Below are 17,447 nucleotides of genomic sequence, written 5' to 3' on the forward strand. Positions count from 1 at the left end.
TGGCGCACAAACGGCACCTGTCGCAAAAGCGTAGTAAGTTTGGCGCTGAGGCATTGCTTCACGGGGCAGAACGGGTTTGGATGGTGTAGGAACCCCAAAGGTCGGACTGCCCCGTTTTATGCCGCAATATTTAGTAGGGTAGAGTACACTACTACATCCGCCTATATTATTTCCCGGATATGCCTCACATATTTGCTGCCATGATGCGCACCCTGTTCTGGTTCTGTACCCTATTATCAATCCAAGCGTACGACCAAGCTATTAGGCTAGATCCTGACTACGTTATGGCCTATGAAAACAGGGCTGCTGCCAGGTACCAGCTTCAGGATTTAGCCGGCTGTTGCGCCGACCTGCAACGGTGCCTGGATTTGGGGATGAATCAGGTAGCAGATTTTCACAAGCAGGTGTGTAACTGATTTTCAAGCAAAACTTTTACCCCCGAAACCGCCACGCCGGTAGCACGGTGCCTGCCGGGAAGTATTCCGGTTCCGGGGGCAGCTCCAGGAAGCCGCTGGACGTGAGCAGGCTGGCCATGTCGCCGGAACCGCCGGCCCGCTCGGGGGTGGCCAGCAGGCGGCCATCGGGGCCGGCCTCCAGGCTCACGAGCAGGAAATGGGTCATCGGGGGCTTGAAATCGACGGGCTGGGTGAGCACGGCAGGGATGGTAGCGGTGGCCACCGCAGCGCCGGCGGGCTGCTGCACGGCTTGCAGCCAGGGTCGGGCGTAGCGGTAGAAGTTTACGAACGACGACACCGGGTTGCCGGGCAGGGCAAACACCGCCGCCCCGCCCGCCTGCTGCCCAAACCAGAACGGCTTGCCCGGCCGCTGCTTCACCTCGTGGAACAACTGCTCCACGCCCAGCTCGCGCAGCACGCCCGGCAGAAAATCGGCCTTGCCCATCGATACGCCCCCGCTCAGCACCACCGCATCGAAGCCGGTGAGCAGCGCGGGCAGGCCCTGGCGCAGGGCCACGGGGTCGTCGTCGAAGTGGAAGGCTTCGGTGAGGGCGCCGGCGGTTTCGGCGGCAGCTTGCAGCATCAGGCCGTTGGAGCGCCGGATCTGGTGGGCGGCGGGCTGGTCGGTGATGGGCACCAATTCGTCGCCGGTACTCACTACGGCCACCCGCGGGCGGCGCGTGACGGCTACCGTGGCCGCCCCGATGGTGGCGGCCACCGCCATTTCGGCCGGCCCCAGCACGGTGCCGGCCGGCACCAGCAGGTCATTCTGGCGGCGGTCGGCGGCCTGGGCGTGCACGTTGTGGCCGGCCCGGGGGGCGGGCACCTGCACGGAGGCCCAGCGGTGGCCGGCCTCGTCGGTACGGAAGGTCAGGTCTTCGTAGCGGATAACGGTATCGACGCCGGCTGGCAGCATGGCCCCGGTCATGATTTCCACGGCCGCCGTGGCATCCGCTACCGCTACCGGAGGCTGGCCGGCAAACTGGGTGCTTTCGATGCGGAAAGCCGTCTGGCCCGCCGCCAGGGCCGCGTAGCGGAGGGCAATGCCATCCATGGCCACCCGGTTGAAGGGCGGAAAATCCCGGTCGGCGCGCAGGTCTTCGCGCAGCACCCGGCCGGCGGCCAGCGTCAGCGACAGGTACTCCAGGCCCAGCGGGCGGATGGTGGCGGCCACGAGGCGGGTGGCTTCAGCAACGGAAATCATAGGGCGGAGGAAAAGGGCACGGCTGTAGAGACGCATCTTTGCGGCCGGCATTGAACGCTTCTACCCAAGGGCTACGGCAGCTGTTGGATAGGGCCAGCGACGGCCGTTCGGGTAGGCTGTTCCGACGTATCGTTCAATGCCGAGCCGCAAAGATGCGTCTCTACAACCGCCGAGTGCCGAACTTATCGGTTTATTCGGTTCCACCTGCTCTGTTTTACCTATGGCTGACTCCGCAAAACTCACTCACCTCAACGACGCCGGCCAGCCGGCCATGGTTGATGTCGGCGGCAAACAACCCACCCGCCGCGTGGCCGTGGCCCGCAGCCGCGTGGTGCTCGGCCCCGACATCATGGCCCTCGTGCGGGAAGGCGACCTGCCCACCCGCAAAGGCTCCGTGTTTCAGACGGCGATTCTGGCCGGCATTATGGGGGCCAAACGCACCTCCGAGCTGATTCCGCTCTGCCACCCGCTGGGCCTCGATAACTGCCAGGTAACTATTGAGGTGGACGGCCCCGACGCCGTGCTGATTGAGTGCACGGCCACCGTGACGGGCAAAACCGGCGTGGAGATGGAGGCGCTGACCGGCGCTTCGGTGGCGGCCCTCACCATCTACGACATGTGCAAGGCCTTGTCGCACGACATTCTCATTCAGGAAACCCGCCTGATCAGCAAAACCGGCGGCAAACAGGATTTTCATCATGCCGACTAACGCCAATAAACCCCGCACCAAGCACGCCCAGCTCGCCCGCCCCGATTTGGGCGAATTCGGCCGCCACGAGCTGGCCATTCTGGGCGCGCCCTGCGGCCGCATCAAGGAGCTGGCGGCCCGGCTGCTGCCGCTGCTGGCCCCCACTCTGGGCGTGGCCTACGTGGATGCCGACCACGCCGCCGCCGATGCCGTGCGTAATGGCACCGCGCCCGAAACCGGCATGTTGGCCGCCGGGGCCCGCGCCGAGCTGACCGACAACATCAGCTTCGCCCGCCTCGATGTAAAGCGGCCCCTGGATAAGTTCAGTCAGCCCGAGCTGGTGCAGCACCAGAACCTGGTGCTCATCAACGGCAACCACTTCCGCGCCGCCCGGCAGCTGGTGATTCTTGACCCCGCCAAACCCCTGGAAAAAAAGCTCGACCGCCTCACCGACGTGCGCGCCCTGCTGCTGCCCGAAGGCGTAACCGAAGTACCCGCCTACCTGCGCGCCCACCTCGGCGAAGCCAACGTGCCCGTGCTGCCCCTGGCCGATACCGCCGCCATTGCGGAGCTGGTGCTGCGCGAGTGGCACGCCGCCGCGCCGCCGCTGCGGGGCCTGGTGCTGGCCGGCGGCCGCAGCCAGCGCATGGGCCACGACAAGGGCAAGCTCGCCTACCACGGCCAGGAGCAGCGCGCCTACGCAGCCGAGCTGCTGGCTCCCTTCTGCCACGATGTGCACGTTTCCTGCCGTCCCGACCAAATGACGGAGCTCGAATACGCCGGCCTGCGCCCCCTGCCCGATTCCTTCGCCGACTTGGGCCCGCTCAGCGGCATCCTCTCGGCCCTGCGCCTCGACCCCAACGCGGCCTGGCTAGTAGTGGCCTGCGACCTGCCCCTACTCTCGAAAACCACCCTAGCCCACCTGGTGCAGCACCGCCAGCCGGCCCGCATGGCCACCGCCTTCCAGAGCCCCGAGAACGAGTGGCCCGAGCCGCTTATCACCATCTGGGAGCCGGCCAGCTACCCGCAGTTGCTGCGCTTCCTGGCCCTGGGCTACAGCTGCCCCCGCAAAACCCTCATCAACTCCGACGTGGCCGTGCTCATCCCGCCCGCCCCCCAGGAGCTGCGCAACGTGAACACGCCGGAAGAAGCGGCGCAGGCGCTGGATTCAATTAAAAAGTGAAAGTGAGAAATGGCCGTTGAACGTCCCGCCTGGGTGTCGTTCAACGGCCATTTCTCACTTTCACTTTCCCCCCCCCGCTAGGGGTGCGCGGCTACCCAGACGTCACCGTCCGCATAAAACTCTTTCTTCCAGATAGTCACGACCTGCTTGAGTGTGTCGATGATGTACTGGCAGGCGGCGAAGCTTTCGGCGCGGTGGGGCGTGGAAACGGCCACGACCACGGCCACGTCGCCGATGTAGAGGGTGCCTTTGCGGTGGATAACGGTTACCTGCTGGAGCATGGGCCATTTTTCGGCTGCCTGCTCGGCTACTTTGCGCAGCTGGTGCAGGGCCATGGTGTCGTAGGCTTCGTATTCGAGGCGCACCACGGCGCGGCCGGTGCTGCGGTTGCGCACCGTGCCGATGAACGTGTTGATGGCGCCCGCCCCATCGGCTTCCACGCTGCGCAGGGCGGCGGCTAGGTCGATGGGCTGGTCGGTGAGGTCGATGTGAATCAAGAGCAGCGGGGGAAAATGAGGCAAAAAAAGCACGTCGTTCAGGTTGCCACTGATGCGTACCGGTTCAGGACTTGGAGCATCTAGCAGAAATACCGCAAGGCTCCCGAAGAAACCGAAAGCCGGGGTACTTCTCACGCAGATTTTCTTCACCAGAAGTCCTGTGCAAAGATATCAGCCGCACCCGGATGCGGGCGCACCTGGGCACTGGCACCTGCGGCTCGGCCGCGCTGCCGCCTATTGCGCCCACGCCCGGCCCCAACCAGCAGGCCCGCCGCCGGCAACCACCGCCGCATTGCTTCGCTATGAATAAAGATCTTGTAACAAGAAGGTTAGCTACCTTAGCAGGCCAGACCAGAACCGCACAACGGCTAGGCTTCATCAGCCCAACATCACCGCTCTTACAGCGGCCTTCACTGCGGCATGCACCAGTGCAGGTAGCCGCAGTTGGCACATTCGTAGCTCACGGCCATCGGGTCGGACCAGTCGGAGGTGAACAGGCCGGCGCGGTCGAGCTTTATTTTGCGGCGGTGGAAGCGGTTGTGGCGGCAGATAACGCAGTGCAGGGCGTGGCCCTTTATCTCCACCCCGATAGGCTAAGGAGCATCGAATAAACCCATAATTACAGCAGATAACGCGGATAGTGAAGGGGGAACGCAAGCCTAATGTGTCACGCTTCCCCTTGCGTGCACGCAGCCGGAGACGTAGTCGAAGTCTGACACCGTTCAGGTTGTTCCAGCAGGTACCCGCTTAGCCCAGCAGCTCCTCAATATCCTCTTTGGTGAGGCTCTTGATAATGGCTTCGTCGGTGGTGATGAGGTCGGTGACGAGCTGGATTTTCTTGTTTTGCAGGGCCAGGATTTTCTCCTCCACCGTGTTCTGGGTGATGAACTTGTAGGTGAACACCGTGCGCTCCTGCCCGATGCGGTGGGCACGGTCCACGGCCTGGGCCTCCACGGCCGGGTTCCACCAGGGGTCGAGGATGAACACGTAGTCGGCGGCCGTCAGGTTGAGGCCCACGCCCCCGGCTTTCAGGCTGATGAGGAACACGCGCAGCTCCGCCGTTTCCTGGAACCGGGCCACCTCCTTGTGCCGGTCCCGGGTGTTGCCGTCGAGGTAGGCGTAGGCAATCTGGCGCTCATCGAGCGAAGCCCGCACGATGTCGAGGTGCTTCACGAACTGACTAAACACCAGCACCTTGTGCCCCTCCGACACCACGTTCTTCACCATTCGGATCACCTCCCGCAGCTTGCCCGAGTCGTGGGTGTACTCCGCGTCGGCCATACGGGGGTGGTTGGCAATCTGGCGCAGCTTGGTCAGGCCCTGGAGCAGCATGAACTGGGTGCTGGCCGTGCCGTTTTCTTCGATGCTTTTCAGAATCTGGTTGCGGTAGAAGCTCTTGGTTTCCTCGTAGCACTGCTGCTGCTCCTCCGTCATGGGGCAGTAGCTCAGGTTCTCGATTTTTTCGGGTAGCTCAGTAGCCACCTGGGCCTTGTGCCGGCGCAGAATGAAGGGCTTGATGAGTGCGTGCAGGCGGCGGGTTTTGGCCTCGTCCTTGCCCTTCTCGATGGGTTTGAGGAACTCCTTGCGGAAAAATGCCTGGGTGCCCAGCAGGCCGGGGTTGATGAACGACATCTGCGACCACAAATCCATCGTGCTGTTCTCCACCGGCGTACCCGTCAGAATCAGGCGGTGGCGGGAGTGCAGCCCCCGCACCGCCTGCGACGTGGTGGAGCTGGGGTTCTTGATGGCCTGCGACTCGTCCAGAATCACGTAATCGAACTTGTAGCTTTTCAGCAGCTCAATATCCAGGCGCACGATGCCGTAGCTGGTCAGCACCACGTCGTAATCGGCGAACTGGGCCACGTTTTTGTCGCGGTAAGTGCCCGTGTAGATGAGCAGGCGCAAAGCGGGCGTGAACTTAAAGGCCTCCGTCATCCAGTTGTAGACCAGCGAAGTCGGCATCACGAGCAGCGAGGCGGCCCCGGTGGCCTGGCCGGTTTCCTTGCGCTGGAGCAGCAGGGCCAGCGTCTGAATAGTGTTGTGGGTGACGACGAAGTTGTCGGTGACGTAGAGGTGGTCGGGCGCGTCGACGGCAATGCACTGGGCGGGCAGGGTGCCCACCAACTCCACGGACTTGATGCCCCGGTAGGGCTGATACTCGGTTTTGGGCCGGTACAGCGCCACTTTGCGCGTGAGCCGGAACGGCACCATGTGTGGGGGCAGGCTAAGCGTGAGTGTGTATGCGCGCTGCCCAACGCGGGCCTCGCCACCATGCGAATACGTGGGCAGCTTGCTCGACTGGCGCACCGTACCGCCTAGGGACTGCACCAGGAAAGTCACGCCTGCAATCAGGTCCGGGGAAATAGAGGTGAACTGGCTCACGTCGCCGGTGGCCGACACGTAACCACCGGCATCCATCAGGCCCTGGAGCACGGCCAAGCGGGTAGCCACATCGTTTACCAGGTACTGCTCCGGCACAAATTTATCCAGGGAACCGCGCCCTTTCAGTCCCAACTGCCGGATACTCTGCATCAGCTCGTTGGTCCAGCCCGCCCCGTTTTTCACGAAAACGTAGTCGCAGGACTCGCCCTGGCGCTGCACGGCAAGGGCAGGCGGCAGCGTATCGGTCACGTAGTTCACGATTTCCGCGTCGCCGGTTGAGAGGCGGATGCTGTTCTGGCGGAAGCAGCCGTCGCCCAGCAGCAGGCCCAGGAAGTAGGGGTCCATTGGCACCGGCCGGGCCTCGAACTGCACGGGCTGCACTACGGGCACAAACCACTTCGTATTGCCATGCCGGTCGTGCAGGTCGTGGCTTAGGTCGGCCAGCTGCTTCACCTGGTAGCCCTGGCCCCGGTACTTCTGCACCGGGCTCTGCACGGCCCACAGGTGCTCGGCGCAGCATTCGGCCGTGGAGCCATCGGTAAACGTCACCCGGAAAATCTCCTTTTCGCCCTGGGGAAACACGCCCGTGACGTGTGAGGTCCGGCCCTGGGAGTTGATAACGGCTTGCCCTACCTGCATATCACCCATCATTTTCCAGCCCGTTGGGGTCAGAATGCGGGCGTGCAGGGGCTGGGCCTTCCCGAGCCCCATATCGTCGGCCAGGCAGCCCCCGAAGTGGTATTCCTGCACGAAGTGGAGCCAGTTGTAGCCGGCCTTCTGGTAGGGGCGCAGCTCGCCCCGGAATGAGAGCGGCATGGGCCGGTCTTCCACGGCCTCGAACTCGCGCAGCTTTTCCAGCTTCCGGCTCATCACCACCGTGGCCAGGTTGCCGTTCTGCAAGTCCGACACCAGGGCTACGTGGTGCTTGCGCAAGCTCAGGCCCTGGCCCTCCCGCTCCTCGGCGAAGGCAAACAGCTCCAGGTACTGGGTAAACCACTCCTCCGGAATAATGGCAATCTGGCCGTTGGGCAGGCGGAACTCGTGGCGCTTATTGAGAATGTAGGGCCGCAGCTTGATGAAGGGAATTTCGAACTCCCCGAACTGCACCGTGCCGTGCACATCGAACCAGTCGTTGGTTTCCGTGATGCCCACCTGCACCGTTACGGTTCCGATGAAGTAATCCTTGCCCGAGGTAGTGCCCTGCTGCACCGTGAAGCCCAGGCGCACCAGCTCATCGGCGTGGTGGTGGAGCCAGCGGAAGGCCGTGGCTTTTTCGAGCACGGCCCGGCCGTTGTGCACTTCCAGGGCCCGTTCGCGCAACTCGGCAATGATGCCCTGCTCCTGATCCAGGTTGCGGATGAGGCGGTGAAAAACGTAGTTGTCCTGCTGCTTTTCCAGCTTCACGCACACCCGCTTGTCGTGGGCGGTGTGCACGGTGTGGTCGCCGTAGCGGAAGCTCAGGTCGAAGTGAATGTGGTCGGAAACGGGAGCCGGAGCCACGGTTACGGCGGCGCGGCCCCGGCGGGTAGCGGTGGCCGAGCGCGTGGGGGCGGCCAGCACCACCGCGCCCGGGGCATCGGTAAACGTGAGCTGGGGCCGGGCCACGTAGCGCTCCGAGCGGATATCGAAGCCCCGGGCATGCACATCGAACGACTCCACCAGCGGGGCCACGAAGCGCTGGAAGTAGCTGTCCTCCACCTGCCGCGGAATCACGATGAATTTCTTGTTGAGGAAGGGCTTGAGCTTCTTGCCATCCACCTCGTTGCGAAAGTTATGGAGCATGTCGCCGAGCAGCAGCCAGGCAGGCTGCTCACACACGATAACCGCGCTCTTGTACTGAAAGTCGAGCTTCTGGTCCTGGTACTGAATGGTGGGGAAGTAGTGGGTACTTTCCTCGTTGCGCCGGAAATGGAACAGCACCGAGGCCCGCTCCGGGGCCACGCGGATGGCGCGCCAGGTTGGCTCGCCGTCCTTGCCCATAATGAACACGTGCCGCCCTTTCAGCCGGCTCAGAATCTGGGCCATCCGCTCCTGCACGTACTGGCAGATGGCCTCCTGCAAGCCTTTGTCGCCTTTATCGGCGTCGTAAATTTTCAGGAAGAAATCGGCGGGCGTCGTTTTTTTGGTCCAAAACTCCTTGATAACGGCATCCTGGCTGATCTGGTCGGTGAGAACGACCAGCTCAAAGTCCACCTCGTCGAGGCCGTCGGCAAACTCGGGCGCGTTCTTGGCCGACACCGTCTGGTGCTGGAGCGTGAGCTGGCCCCGCTGGTTGCGCTGCACCACGTACGACTCAAACAAGTAGCCCAGGTACTCGTGTTCGAGCAGGGAATAGACTATTTGAAAGGGTTGGGAGGTTGAGACCTTCATGGTCGGCAATAAAGAGGCAAAGTTGAGAGTAGTACCAACTGCTAAATAGTATATTTTTTCCTTAATATTAAAATCTTATCGAAGAATCGTTATACTTTAAGGATAAACACCCGAATTTAACCCGTCAAAGCTGCCTTTGCAGTCTACGAAGGTAGCAGACTTCTCTCTCCAAAGTCATATGTTCTGATAAAGAAAATAACCATTCAAACGCCCTTTCGCAGGGCGTTTGAATGGTTATTTTCATTTTGGGAACGTCCGGTAGTGGTTTTGCCGGATCTCAGTGGCCTGATTCCTGTTTTGAAGCGAAGCCGTCAGGTAGTCAACAGCTTCCGTTTCTTACAGATTATCCCGCACATCCAGGCGCGAAGCATTCAGGGCCGGCCGGATGGATACCGAGATGGTGATGAAAATGATGGCCACGCCGGTAAGCACTACGTCGGAGAGCTGCATTTTCACGGGGTAGGAGTCCACCACGCTGGTGGCCATGCCCATGCTCACGATGTGGAACGTTTGCTGAAGCCAGCAGATGCCCACGCCCAGTACCAGCCCGGTAATGGCCCCCACCTGGGCCACAATGGCTCCCTCGAAGAGAAAAATATTGCGGATAGTGCGCCGCCCGGCCCCCATGGCCATGAGCACGGCCATGTCCTTCTTCTTGTCGATGACGAGCATGGACAGCGAGAAGAAGATGTTGATGCTGGCAATGAGCAGAATAAAGGCGAAGGTGATAAAGACGAACATCTTCTCGATCTTAATGGCTTTGAGCAGCGACACGTGCTGCTCATCGGAATCGAGGACCTTGAAGCCGGCCCCCAGCCGCTGCTTGATGGCCTGCTTCACGTCGCCCACGTCCTGCCCGGTCTTCACTTTCACTTCCAGGGCCGTGCGCCGGTTGCCGTAGTTGAGCAGGTTGCGGGCAAACTCCAGGGGCACGAAGATGTAGCTGTCGTCAATGCGCTGCTCAATCAGGAACACGCCCCCGGCCAGAATATTTTTCTGGGTGAAGTAGGCGTCGGGGTCCATGGAAACCCGGAATTTGCCCGCTTTGGGGTAGAGCAGGCGCATGGGCGCGAAGCGGTTGTCGAGCGTGATGCTGAGCTCGTGCTGGACGCCGGCCCCGAGCAGGGCGTAGTCGAGGTTGTCGCGGTGCAGCTCGTGGCTACCGTCCACGATGGCCGAATCGATGTTGCTCTGGTGGTAGTAGTTGCTCGATACGCCCTTCATCTTGACCACCATCTGCCGGTCGCGGTACTGGAGCAGGGCATTGTCTTCGATGATTTCCGTGACCAGGTGCACGCCGGGCGTAGCCCGTAACCGGGTCATGAGGGGGGCCTGCAACTCAAACGACTTGCCTTTGACGGCCGTGATAACCAGATCGGGGTCGGATTTGCCGTAGAGGCTGCGCACCAGATCTTCGAGGCCGTTGAACACCGACAGCACAATAATCAGCGCCATCGTGCCCACGGCCACCCCCACCATGGAGATGTTGGAGATGATGCTGATAATGTTGCGCTTCTTCTTCGAGAGAAAATAACGCCGGGCAATGAGCAACGGTACGTTCACGTGCGGGGCGCGGTAGGGCGGCGTGGGGGCGGGTGGACAAAATAAGAACGGCCGTCAGGTGGCGCATCGGGGCCGGGTTCTGAAGCCAAGATACGCCCGCAAACGGAAAAGGTCTATTTCCAGGCTTTCACAATCAGACCGGTACCGGATTTGTGGCGGGTGTTGGCATCGAACCAGTTCAGCAGCAGGCAGAAAGGGAACGTGAGCAGGTAATAGAAGGGCAGCAGCAGGAAAAACAGCTTCGAGTAGCCCAGCAGCAGGATGGGATACTTCATGCTCAGGCGCCAGGAAATCTGGCCCGGCTCCCCGTAACTGTACTGGGCCTCAATGCGCTCGAAACCGGCCGTGCGCAGCTTCTGCTGAATTTCGTGGATGTTGTAGCCGTCGCGCACGTGCTCCTCAATGAAGCTGGTTTCGCCATCGGAATGCACATCGGAGCCGCCCTGGTCGCTGGGCGTGGAGATGAGCAGCATACCGCCGTCCTTGAGGGAGGCGTGGATGTTGCGGAACACCTCCACGTCTTCCAGGATGTGCTCCATCACGTCCACCGAGAGGGCCAGATCGAAGGCGTTGGGCTGCTGATACAGCACCAGGTCCTGCACGGCGAACTGGGCGTTGGTGCGGCCAATCTGGCGGAAGAACTGGTTGGAGTCGGCCACCTGCTCCTCCTTGACATCGACGGCCAGGATTTCCCATTTGGGGCTCTGACCCGACAGCCAGTACGTGTACTGCCCGTAACCGGAGCCCGCGTCGAGGATACTCAACGCCTCCTGGGCGCGGCCCTTCGACCAGGCGCGCAGCTCCCGGTGGACGTGCCAGGTACGCAGCAGCAGCAAATCGAGCAGCTGATAGAAGAGGCGGCGGAGCCACGGCGTGCGGTTGAACACGTCGCCGAGCGACTTCTTGATCGGGTCGTAGTACAAAATTGAATGAGTGACTCGGTGAATGAGTGAGTTTGTGAATGAGTGATTTGGTGAATGAGTGACTCGGTGAATGCGTGAATTGCCTTCACCGGATCACTCATTCACCAAATCACTCATTCACTCATTTTCATCGTCGGCGAAGAGGCGGGGGCGCTTGGTGGGGCCGGCGGCGGCATCGGAATCCGACGACTCGGGCTTTTCCGGGGCGGCCGGGATGTGCAGGTCGCCGAACACTTTGTCCATCTGGGCGGCGTAGGCGGCCGAGTCGTCGAGGAAGAAGACCAGCTCGGGCACGATGCGCAGCTGGCTGCGCACACGCTTGGCCAGGGCCTGGCGGATGGCCTTACCGTTGTCTTTTACCAGGAGCAAATGCTCCTCGCCGGGGTTGGTACCGCCCACCGTGAGCACGCTCAGGTAAATCCGGGCCACGCCCAGATCGGGCGACACGCGCACCATGCTGATGCCGGGCGGCAGACCCGGGAACAGGTGGGGCAGGTCGCGCTGAAACAGGGCGGCTAACTCCTGCTGGAGCAGGCTGGATACTTTTTGCTGTCGTTTGCTTTCCATAATGGGGAGTAAAGATACTAGGTAAGGACTTGGGGATTTGGAGTCGGGAAATTTCGCCCGCGTTTCGGAGCCAGAAAGCCAGCGGCGCAGTTGCGTCCAGCCCGCGCCCGCCCTGTCCCGTGAGCCCCGGGGCCGATGCGGCAGAGCCGGGCAAAGGCCGACCTGGCTGACACTCCGGGGGCCGTATATTTGCCCTTCTTGCCCCAGCCCTTCAAGCCCCAACGTTCACTTGCTCCAGTTTTTTAAAAGTGCCCTGCTCACCCGGCTCTTCGTGCTGCTGCTGCTGCTGCTGGCCCTGCGCCTGCCCCTGCTGTGGTGGGGCCTGCCCCTGATGCCCGCGGAGCTGCGCGAAATGCTGATCGGGGAGCGGCTGCAAGCGGGCGGGTACCTCTACCGCGACCTCTACGACAGCACCGCGCCGCTGGCGGCGGCCCTGGCGGGCCTACTCGAGCTGGTGGGCAGCCGGCCGCTCTGGCTCTACCGCCTGCTGGCCCTGGTGCTGCTCACCTTCCAAGCCCTGCGCTTCAACTTCGTGCTCAACCGGGCCGACGTGCACCCGGAGCGGGGCTACGTGGCGGCCCTGGTTTACCTGCTGATCGGGTCCCTTTCCACCGACCTCGACATTCTCTCACCCCTGCTGCTGGGCCACACCTTTCTCATTGCCGGCTTCAGCGCCCTGCTGCCCACCTCGCGGGAGGGCTACGACAACCGCCGCCTGTTCCGGGCGGGCTTCCTGATTGGGGTGGCCGCGTTGTGCTACCTGCCGCTGGCCCTGTTTCTGCTGCTGGCCCTGTTCGCAGTCCTTATCTTCGCGGCCAACTCGTTCCGGAGCTTTCTGCTGCTGGTGTGCGGGTTCCTGTTTCCCTACGCGGTGGTGGGCACGTTTTTCCTCTACACCGACTCGCTGCCGGGCTTCGCGCAGTTTCACCTGCGGCCCACCCTCAGCGGGCTGGTAGCCGGGGCCGACGGCCTGCCGCTGGCAGTGCAGCTGCGCCTGCTGCTGCTGCCGGGCGTGGTGCTGCTGGCCGGCCTGGTGCGGAGCTTCGTGCTGCCCCCGGGCCTCGTGTTTCAGGTGAAATTTCAGCAGCTGATGCTGGTGTGGCTGCTGGTAGCCGGCCTTATGGCGGCGGCCGGCCGGGGCGTGGCCCCCGGTACGCTGGTGCTGGCCCTGCCGCCACTCACCTATTTCAGCCTGTATCTGTGGCAGAAAACCCAACGGGCCTGGATACCGGAGCTGGCGCTGCTGGCGCTGACCGGGGCGGTGCTGGTGGTGCGCTACCGGTCGGCCCTGTTTCTGGAAAACGTGCTGCAACTGCCCCTGGAAAGCCACTATGCCGTGCGCCCCAACCCGCGCTACGCCTTTTTGCAGGGCCAGCACCTGCTGGTGCTCGGCCCCGATATGCGTCCTTACGCTCAAAACCAACTCGCCACGCCCTACCTCGACTGGCAACTGGCCCAGGCCGATTTCGGCCACCTCAACCGATACGACGCCATCTTCCGGCTCGCCCGCAACGTTCAGTCGGACCCGCCCCGCTACCTCATCGACCAGCGCGGCCTCGTGCCGGAGCTGCAATACAAAATTCCCGGCGTTTTCGGCCGCTACGAAGCCACTAATACCAAAGGAGTATACCGGCTGAAGGGGGAATAGGGAGGTAGTGAAAAAAGAACGTCATCCTGACGAAGGAAGGATCCTCTCACGCCGGCCCAAGTTGTTGGACAATTGCCGTTTTCGCGTGTAAGGGTTCTTCCTTCGTCAGGATGACGTTCTTCCTGGCTCCCTGTTGCTCCGCTAGCTGATGCTGACGCGGACCTTTTTGGTGTACTCGCGGAGGGCCGTTTTAAAATCAGACTGGTGGTCCTGCATATGGTGGAGGATGAAGATGGCGGCAAACACGTGGGTGAGCTGCTCGCCTTCATCCTCGCCTTCCACCTCGAAGGCGGGCGTCTGTTCTTCCAGCAGGGCTTCTTCGGCGGCTACCAGAGCGTCCAGGGTCTGGGTTTCTACCAGGTGCCGGATAACGGGCATTTTCATGGCGCGATGAGCTAGTTGAGGCGGGAAATGAGCGAGGCCACGGCTTCTTCCTTGCTGGCGGCCACAGTATCTACCAGCTCCCCGTTGCGGAACACGGCGAAGAAGGGCAGGTTGGTGACGCTGACCAGCTTGCGGGCCTCGGGGCTGGTTTCGGCGTTGACGTCGAGGAACTTCATGCCCTGGTTTTGCTCGGCCTGGGCCAGGCGCTTGAACTTGGGCGAAAACAGGCGGCAGTTGCCGCACCAATCGGCGTAGTATTTCACTACTACCTTCTCATTGTCCTGAAGCAGTTGCTGAAAATCGGCGTCGGTGGCTTTGGTAACGGGCATTCTATGGGAAATTGAGAAGTGACAAAAGGGCACTGGCAGATAAGAACAGTTCTTATCTGCCAGCAAAGGTAAAGGCCGGGCGCGATAAAAAAGTTTTTATCCACGCCGGAATATGTGCTCAACCGAAGGGGGGGTAGCAGCAGCTGTCCGGGCAACTTTTCCCGGCTGGTGGGGGTTTGCCTGCGCTATGTACTCCATTCTCTTCTTCGGCGACTCGCTCACGGCGGGTTACCAGCTCCGCGCCAGCGAATCGTTTCCCTCCCGGATTCAGGATAAACTCGACGGCCAGAATCTACCTTACAAAGCCCTCAACTACGGCATAAGCGGCGAAACTACGGCTGGCGGCCGCCAGCGCCTGGCCGGCGTGCTGGCCCGCTTCGAGCGGCTGGAGGTGTTCGTGCTGGAACTGGGGGCCAACGATGCGCTGCGGGGCATCCCGGTGCGCGAAACCACCCAGAACCTGCAATACATCCTCGATGAAGTGCAGCGCGCCCACCCTCAGGCCCGCCGGGTGCTGGTGGGCCTGGAGTTTCCCTTCGACTTAGGCCCGCTGGCTACGCTCGGCGGCGGCCGCATGGGCCACTACGCCCAGGAGTTCAAGTCCCTGTTCCGCCAGCTGTCCGACAAGAATGAGGTTGATTTCGTGCCTTTCCTGCTCCACGGCGTTATCGGCCAGCGCCACCTCAACCTGCCCGACGGCGTGCACCCCAACGCCGAGGGCCAGAAACTGCTGGCCAACAACGTGTGGCAGGTGCTGGAGGGGGTGCTGGAATCCTAGGAATTCGGTAGCTGCCCGATGAGCTTCTCCGGCAGCGTCGGGCATGGTTCGGCTAACCGCAAAACGGCCTGCTACCGGGGTAGCAGGCCGTTTTGCGGTTTCGCGGAGGGCGTTTTGGCCCAAACCGTTACTATTCTTTGCTGAAGCGCATCCGGTAGGTGTGCTGGCCGTCGGTGGCCGACACTAGGTACACGCCCTGGGCCAAGCCGCTCACGCTGAGGCGGTTGTTGCCTTCGTAGCGGGCAGTCTGCACATTGGCCCCGCGCAGGTCGGTTACGCGCACGCTGGTGGCTTCGGCGTTGCCGGGCAGCACCAGGGTCAGCTCATTGGTGGCCGGTACCGGGAACACGTTCATGCTCGTCGTGATGCCGCTGCCGCTCAGGCTGGTTACGCCGGCCGGAGCCGTCGTGCCACCGGCCACGGCGGCGGTAGTCGTGGTGCCCACGCCCACGGCGTACCAGGCGTTGGTGGTGGCGGTTACCTCGGCCGAGCCGGCCCCGAACAGGTCGGTGGCGGCCTGGATGGCGAAGGTGCGGGCCTGCGGATAGGTAGTGGAGGCCGTCATGTACACGCTTTCCATGCGGAAGGTGATTTTGGCGGCCTTATCGATGCCCAATCCGCTAACCGAGTAGGCGTTGCCCAGGTCGTTGGAGCCGGAGCCGCCCTGCGTCAGCAGGTAGAACCAATAGTTGAGCACGCCCGAGTTGGTGTGCACGCCCCCGTTGTCGCCGGTGCCGGTGTACCACTTGGTGCCCTTGTAGGTGTCGGGCTGGTTGTAGAGGTTGGGGTTGCTCATCGAGCGCAGGGCCCCGCCGGACTTCTTGATTTCTTCGCCAATGTCCCAGGTGCTCTTGCCGGTCAGGCCGAACTGGGCCACGGCACGGGCTTCCACGCAGGCTCCCCAGATGTCGGACAGGCCCTCGTTCATGGCCCCCGACTCGTTCGAGTAGGTCAGGTTAGCCGTCTTCTCGCAGACCGCGTGGCCGATTTCGTGGGCGCACACATCCAGCGAAGTTAAGGGCTTGAAGGTGGTAGCCCCGTCGCCGTAGGTCATTACCGAGCCGTTCCAGTAGGCATTTTCGTAGCTGCGGCCGTAATGCACATAGCTCTTGATTTTGGCTCCGGCGTTGTCGTAAGAGTTGCGCCCGTGCACGGCCTGCCAGTAATCGTAGGTGGCCTGGGCCCCGAAGTGGGCGTCACCGGCGGCATTGTCGAAGCTGCTGTTGTTGTACTCGGCGGCCGTCCAGTTGTTATCGGCATCCGTGAAATCCACCGCCCGGTTGTAGCGGGTGCCAGTGTTCATGTCGTACGTCTCGATGCCCAGCCCGCGAGTGGTTTCGCGCAGGCGGAACGAGCCGTTGAAGCTCTCGTTGGCCAGCGAGCGGGTGCCGCTGTAGGCCGTAGCGAAGGTAGCCGTCGCACCGGCATGCTTGATGATGTCGTCCTGGAGCACCACCTCGCCCGAGTGGGCGTCTACGTAGATGTAGGCGCGGCTCATGGGCTCCTGGGCGTACACGTTGAACTTCCAGGCCAGCACCGGTTTGCCGGCTTTCAGGGGGTTGGCCGCGCGCTGGTTGCGCACGACCACCAGCTCGCCCTGGGGCTTGTAGGTGGCAGCGGGGTTGTTTTCCTGCTGCTGGAGGAAGGCTTCCTCACCGGCATCCTGCCACATGTAGGTTTTGGCCCCCACAAATGCCGTGGCGCGACTCAGGGCGGCGGCGGCATCGAGCGTGGGGGTGGCGTTGAGGCCCCGGATCTGCTCGAACTGGCCGCTGACGGCCTCCACCTTGCCCTGGCGGGCATGCACGGAGTAAGTGGCGTGCTCCACTTTCACGCCCTTGTAGTACTGCTGATATTTCTCGTGCACGAAGCCCTGCGCATCGGTGCCGGCGCGCAGGGGCAGCAGTTGGTCGTCGGTAGTGAGGGCCAGCTGGTCGCGGAATAGCTGCTGCACTTCCTGGGTGCCGTAGGCGCGTTCGGCCTTGAAGCTGATGAGCTCCGGGGAGCCAGCCTCGGAGGCCACGCGCTGCTTCACGCGCGAAAAATCCTGAGCCTGGGCCGAGCCGGCCAGCAAAGCGGCCAATAAAACAGCCGAGGAGTACTTGTGAGCCATAGGAAGGGAGTGAAAGGTGATAGAAAAGGGCTAGCCAACCATCACCTACTATGGCGGGTGAATCGGGATACCTAAGGTAGCGACCCTCGCTGATTATTTTCAATTAAACAGTCGTTTTGCCATAATTTTATCAACAAAATGCTCTAAAAAACATATTCATTGCCAGCAAAACAGACTATATACTAAAAAATGCTGTTTGATTCACACTGTCTCCCAGGGCAAACGCATGAAGCCGGGTGGGGGGTAGCTTTGGGTCATGAGCCACCCGATTCGCGACTACTTTCTGCAAGTTGAAGACTTCCGTCAAGCCGCCAAGTGCCGCTACCGACTGGCTGACATTCTGCTTATTGGCTTGTGCACCTA

At 62.0% G+C, this 17,447-nt stretch carries 15 protein-coding genes; 5 read left to right on the top strand and 10 right to left on the bottom strand.

The features are described from left to right. Nucleotides 1-203: 203 nt before the first annotated feature. The gene (locus D0T11_RS23575; RefSeq protein WP_380283262.1) at nt 204-416 is read left to right on the top strand and encodes a tetratricopeptide repeat protein; all 213 of its coding nucleotides are present in this window, start codon (nt 204-206) and stop codon (nt 414-416) included. A 16-nt stretch (nt 417-432) separates the two neighbouring features. On the opposite strand, the gene D0T11_RS20270 is transcribed toward D0T11_RS23575, so the two are convergent. Beyond that, a complete protein-coding gene (locus D0T11_RS20270) occupies nt 433-1,659 on the bottom strand; it encodes a molybdopterin molybdotransferase MoeA (protein WP_119657637.1) in 1,227 nt (408 codons plus the stop codon). Between the two features lie 220 nt (nt 1,660-1,879). Between D0T11_RS20270 and moaC the strand changes: the two genes are divergently transcribed. Further along, nucleotides 1,880-2,368 (top strand): cyclic pyranopterin monophosphate synthase MoaC, encoded by a 489-nt coding sequence (gene moaC, locus D0T11_RS20275; RefSeq protein WP_119657638.1) that lies wholly within the window; start codon nt 1,880-1,882, stop codon nt 2,366-2,368. Further along, nucleotides 2,358-3,530, top strand: a complete 1,173-nt coding sequence (locus D0T11_RS20280; RefSeq protein ID WP_245991075.1) for an NTP transferase domain-containing protein — start codon at nt 2,358-2,360, stop codon at nt 3,528-3,530. The genes moaC and D0T11_RS20280 overlap by 11 nt, the downstream gene beginning before the upstream one ends. Before the next feature lie 77 nt (nt 3,531-3,607). Here D0T11_RS20280 and D0T11_RS20285 read toward each other — a convergent pair whose 3' ends face one another. The 6 genes from D0T11_RS20285 to D0T11_RS20305 all read right to left on the bottom strand — a co-directional run bounded on the left by D0T11_RS20285 (nt 3,608) and on the right by D0T11_RS20305 (nt 11,832). After that, on the bottom strand, nt 3,608-4,027 hold the full coding sequence (locus tag D0T11_RS20285) for a molybdenum cofactor biosynthesis protein MoaE (protein ID WP_119657639.1): 420 nt from the start codon (nt 4,025-4,027) through the stop codon (nt 3,608-3,610). 410 nt (nt 4,028-4,437) lie between these two features. Then, nucleotides 4,438-4,611, bottom strand: a complete 174-nt coding sequence (locus D0T11_RS22720) for a hypothetical protein (protein WP_182888519.1) — start codon at nt 4,609-4,611, stop codon at nt 4,438-4,440. Nucleotides 4,612-4,774: 163 nt separating this feature from the next. Continuing rightward, nucleotides 4,775-8,779: an SNF2-related protein gene (locus D0T11_RS23500; RefSeq protein ID WP_119657640.1), complete on the bottom strand. Its 4,005-nt coding sequence runs from the start codon at nt 8,777-8,779 to the stop codon at nt 4,775-4,777. Between the two features lie 336 nt (nt 8,780-9,115). Then, nucleotides 9,116-10,342: an FtsX-like permease family protein gene (locus tag D0T11_RS20295; protein WP_119657641.1), complete on the bottom strand. Its 1,227-nt coding sequence runs from the start codon at nt 10,340-10,342 to the stop codon at nt 9,116-9,118. 113 nt (nt 10,343-10,455) lie between these two features. Then, a complete protein-coding gene (locus D0T11_RS20300) occupies nt 10,456-11,265 on the bottom strand; it encodes a class I SAM-dependent methyltransferase (protein WP_119657642.1) in 810 nt (269 codons plus the stop codon). A 117-nt stretch (nt 11,266-11,382) separates the two neighbouring features. Then, nucleotides 11,383-11,832, bottom strand: coding sequence for a ribosome-binding factor A (locus D0T11_RS20305; protein ID WP_119657643.1), 450 nt, complete (start codon nt 11,830-11,832; stop codon nt 11,383-11,385). 229 nt (nt 11,833-12,061) lie between these two features. On the opposite strand from D0T11_RS20305, the gene D0T11_RS20310 reads away from it, so the two are divergent. Next, nucleotides 12,062-13,480, top strand: a complete 1,419-nt coding sequence (locus tag D0T11_RS20310) for a hypothetical protein (RefSeq protein WP_119657644.1) — start codon at nt 12,062-12,064, stop codon at nt 13,478-13,480. A gap of 141 nt (nt 13,481-13,621) precedes the next feature. On the opposite strand, the gene D0T11_RS20315 is transcribed toward D0T11_RS20310, so the two are convergent. Together D0T11_RS20315 and D0T11_RS20320 are read right to left on the bottom strand one after the other, a co-directional pair. Beyond that, entirely contained in the window at nt 13,622-13,864 is a 243-nt protein-coding gene (locus D0T11_RS20315) for a DUF6952 family protein (RefSeq protein WP_119657645.1), read from the bottom strand. A gap of 11 nt (nt 13,865-13,875) precedes the next feature. Then, a complete protein-coding gene (locus D0T11_RS20320) occupies nt 13,876-14,193 on the bottom strand; it encodes a thioredoxin family protein (RefSeq protein WP_119657646.1) in 318 nt (105 codons plus the stop codon). A 187-nt stretch (nt 14,194-14,380) separates the two neighbouring features. Here D0T11_RS20320 and D0T11_RS20325 point away from each other — a divergent pair, with 187 nt between their 5' ends. Continuing rightward, the gene (locus D0T11_RS20325; protein ID WP_119657647.1) at nt 14,381-14,971 is read left to right on the top strand and encodes an arylesterase; all 591 of its coding nucleotides are present in this window, start codon (nt 14,381-14,383) and stop codon (nt 14,969-14,971) included. A gap of 130 nt (nt 14,972-15,101) precedes the next feature. Here the strand turns inward: D0T11_RS20325 and D0T11_RS20330 are convergent, their stop codons facing one another. Beyond that, nucleotides 15,102-17,084, bottom strand: coding sequence for a M4 family metallopeptidase (locus tag D0T11_RS20330; protein WP_119657648.1), 1,983 nt, complete (start codon nt 17,082-17,084; stop codon nt 15,102-15,104). Between the last annotated feature and the right edge of the window lie 363 nt (nt 17,085-17,447).

It is taken from the genome of Hymenobacter rubripertinctus, from assembly GCF_003583925.1.
Lineage (GTDB): Bacteria > Bacteroidota > Bacteroidia > Cytophagales > Hymenobacteraceae > Hymenobacter > Hymenobacter rubripertinctus.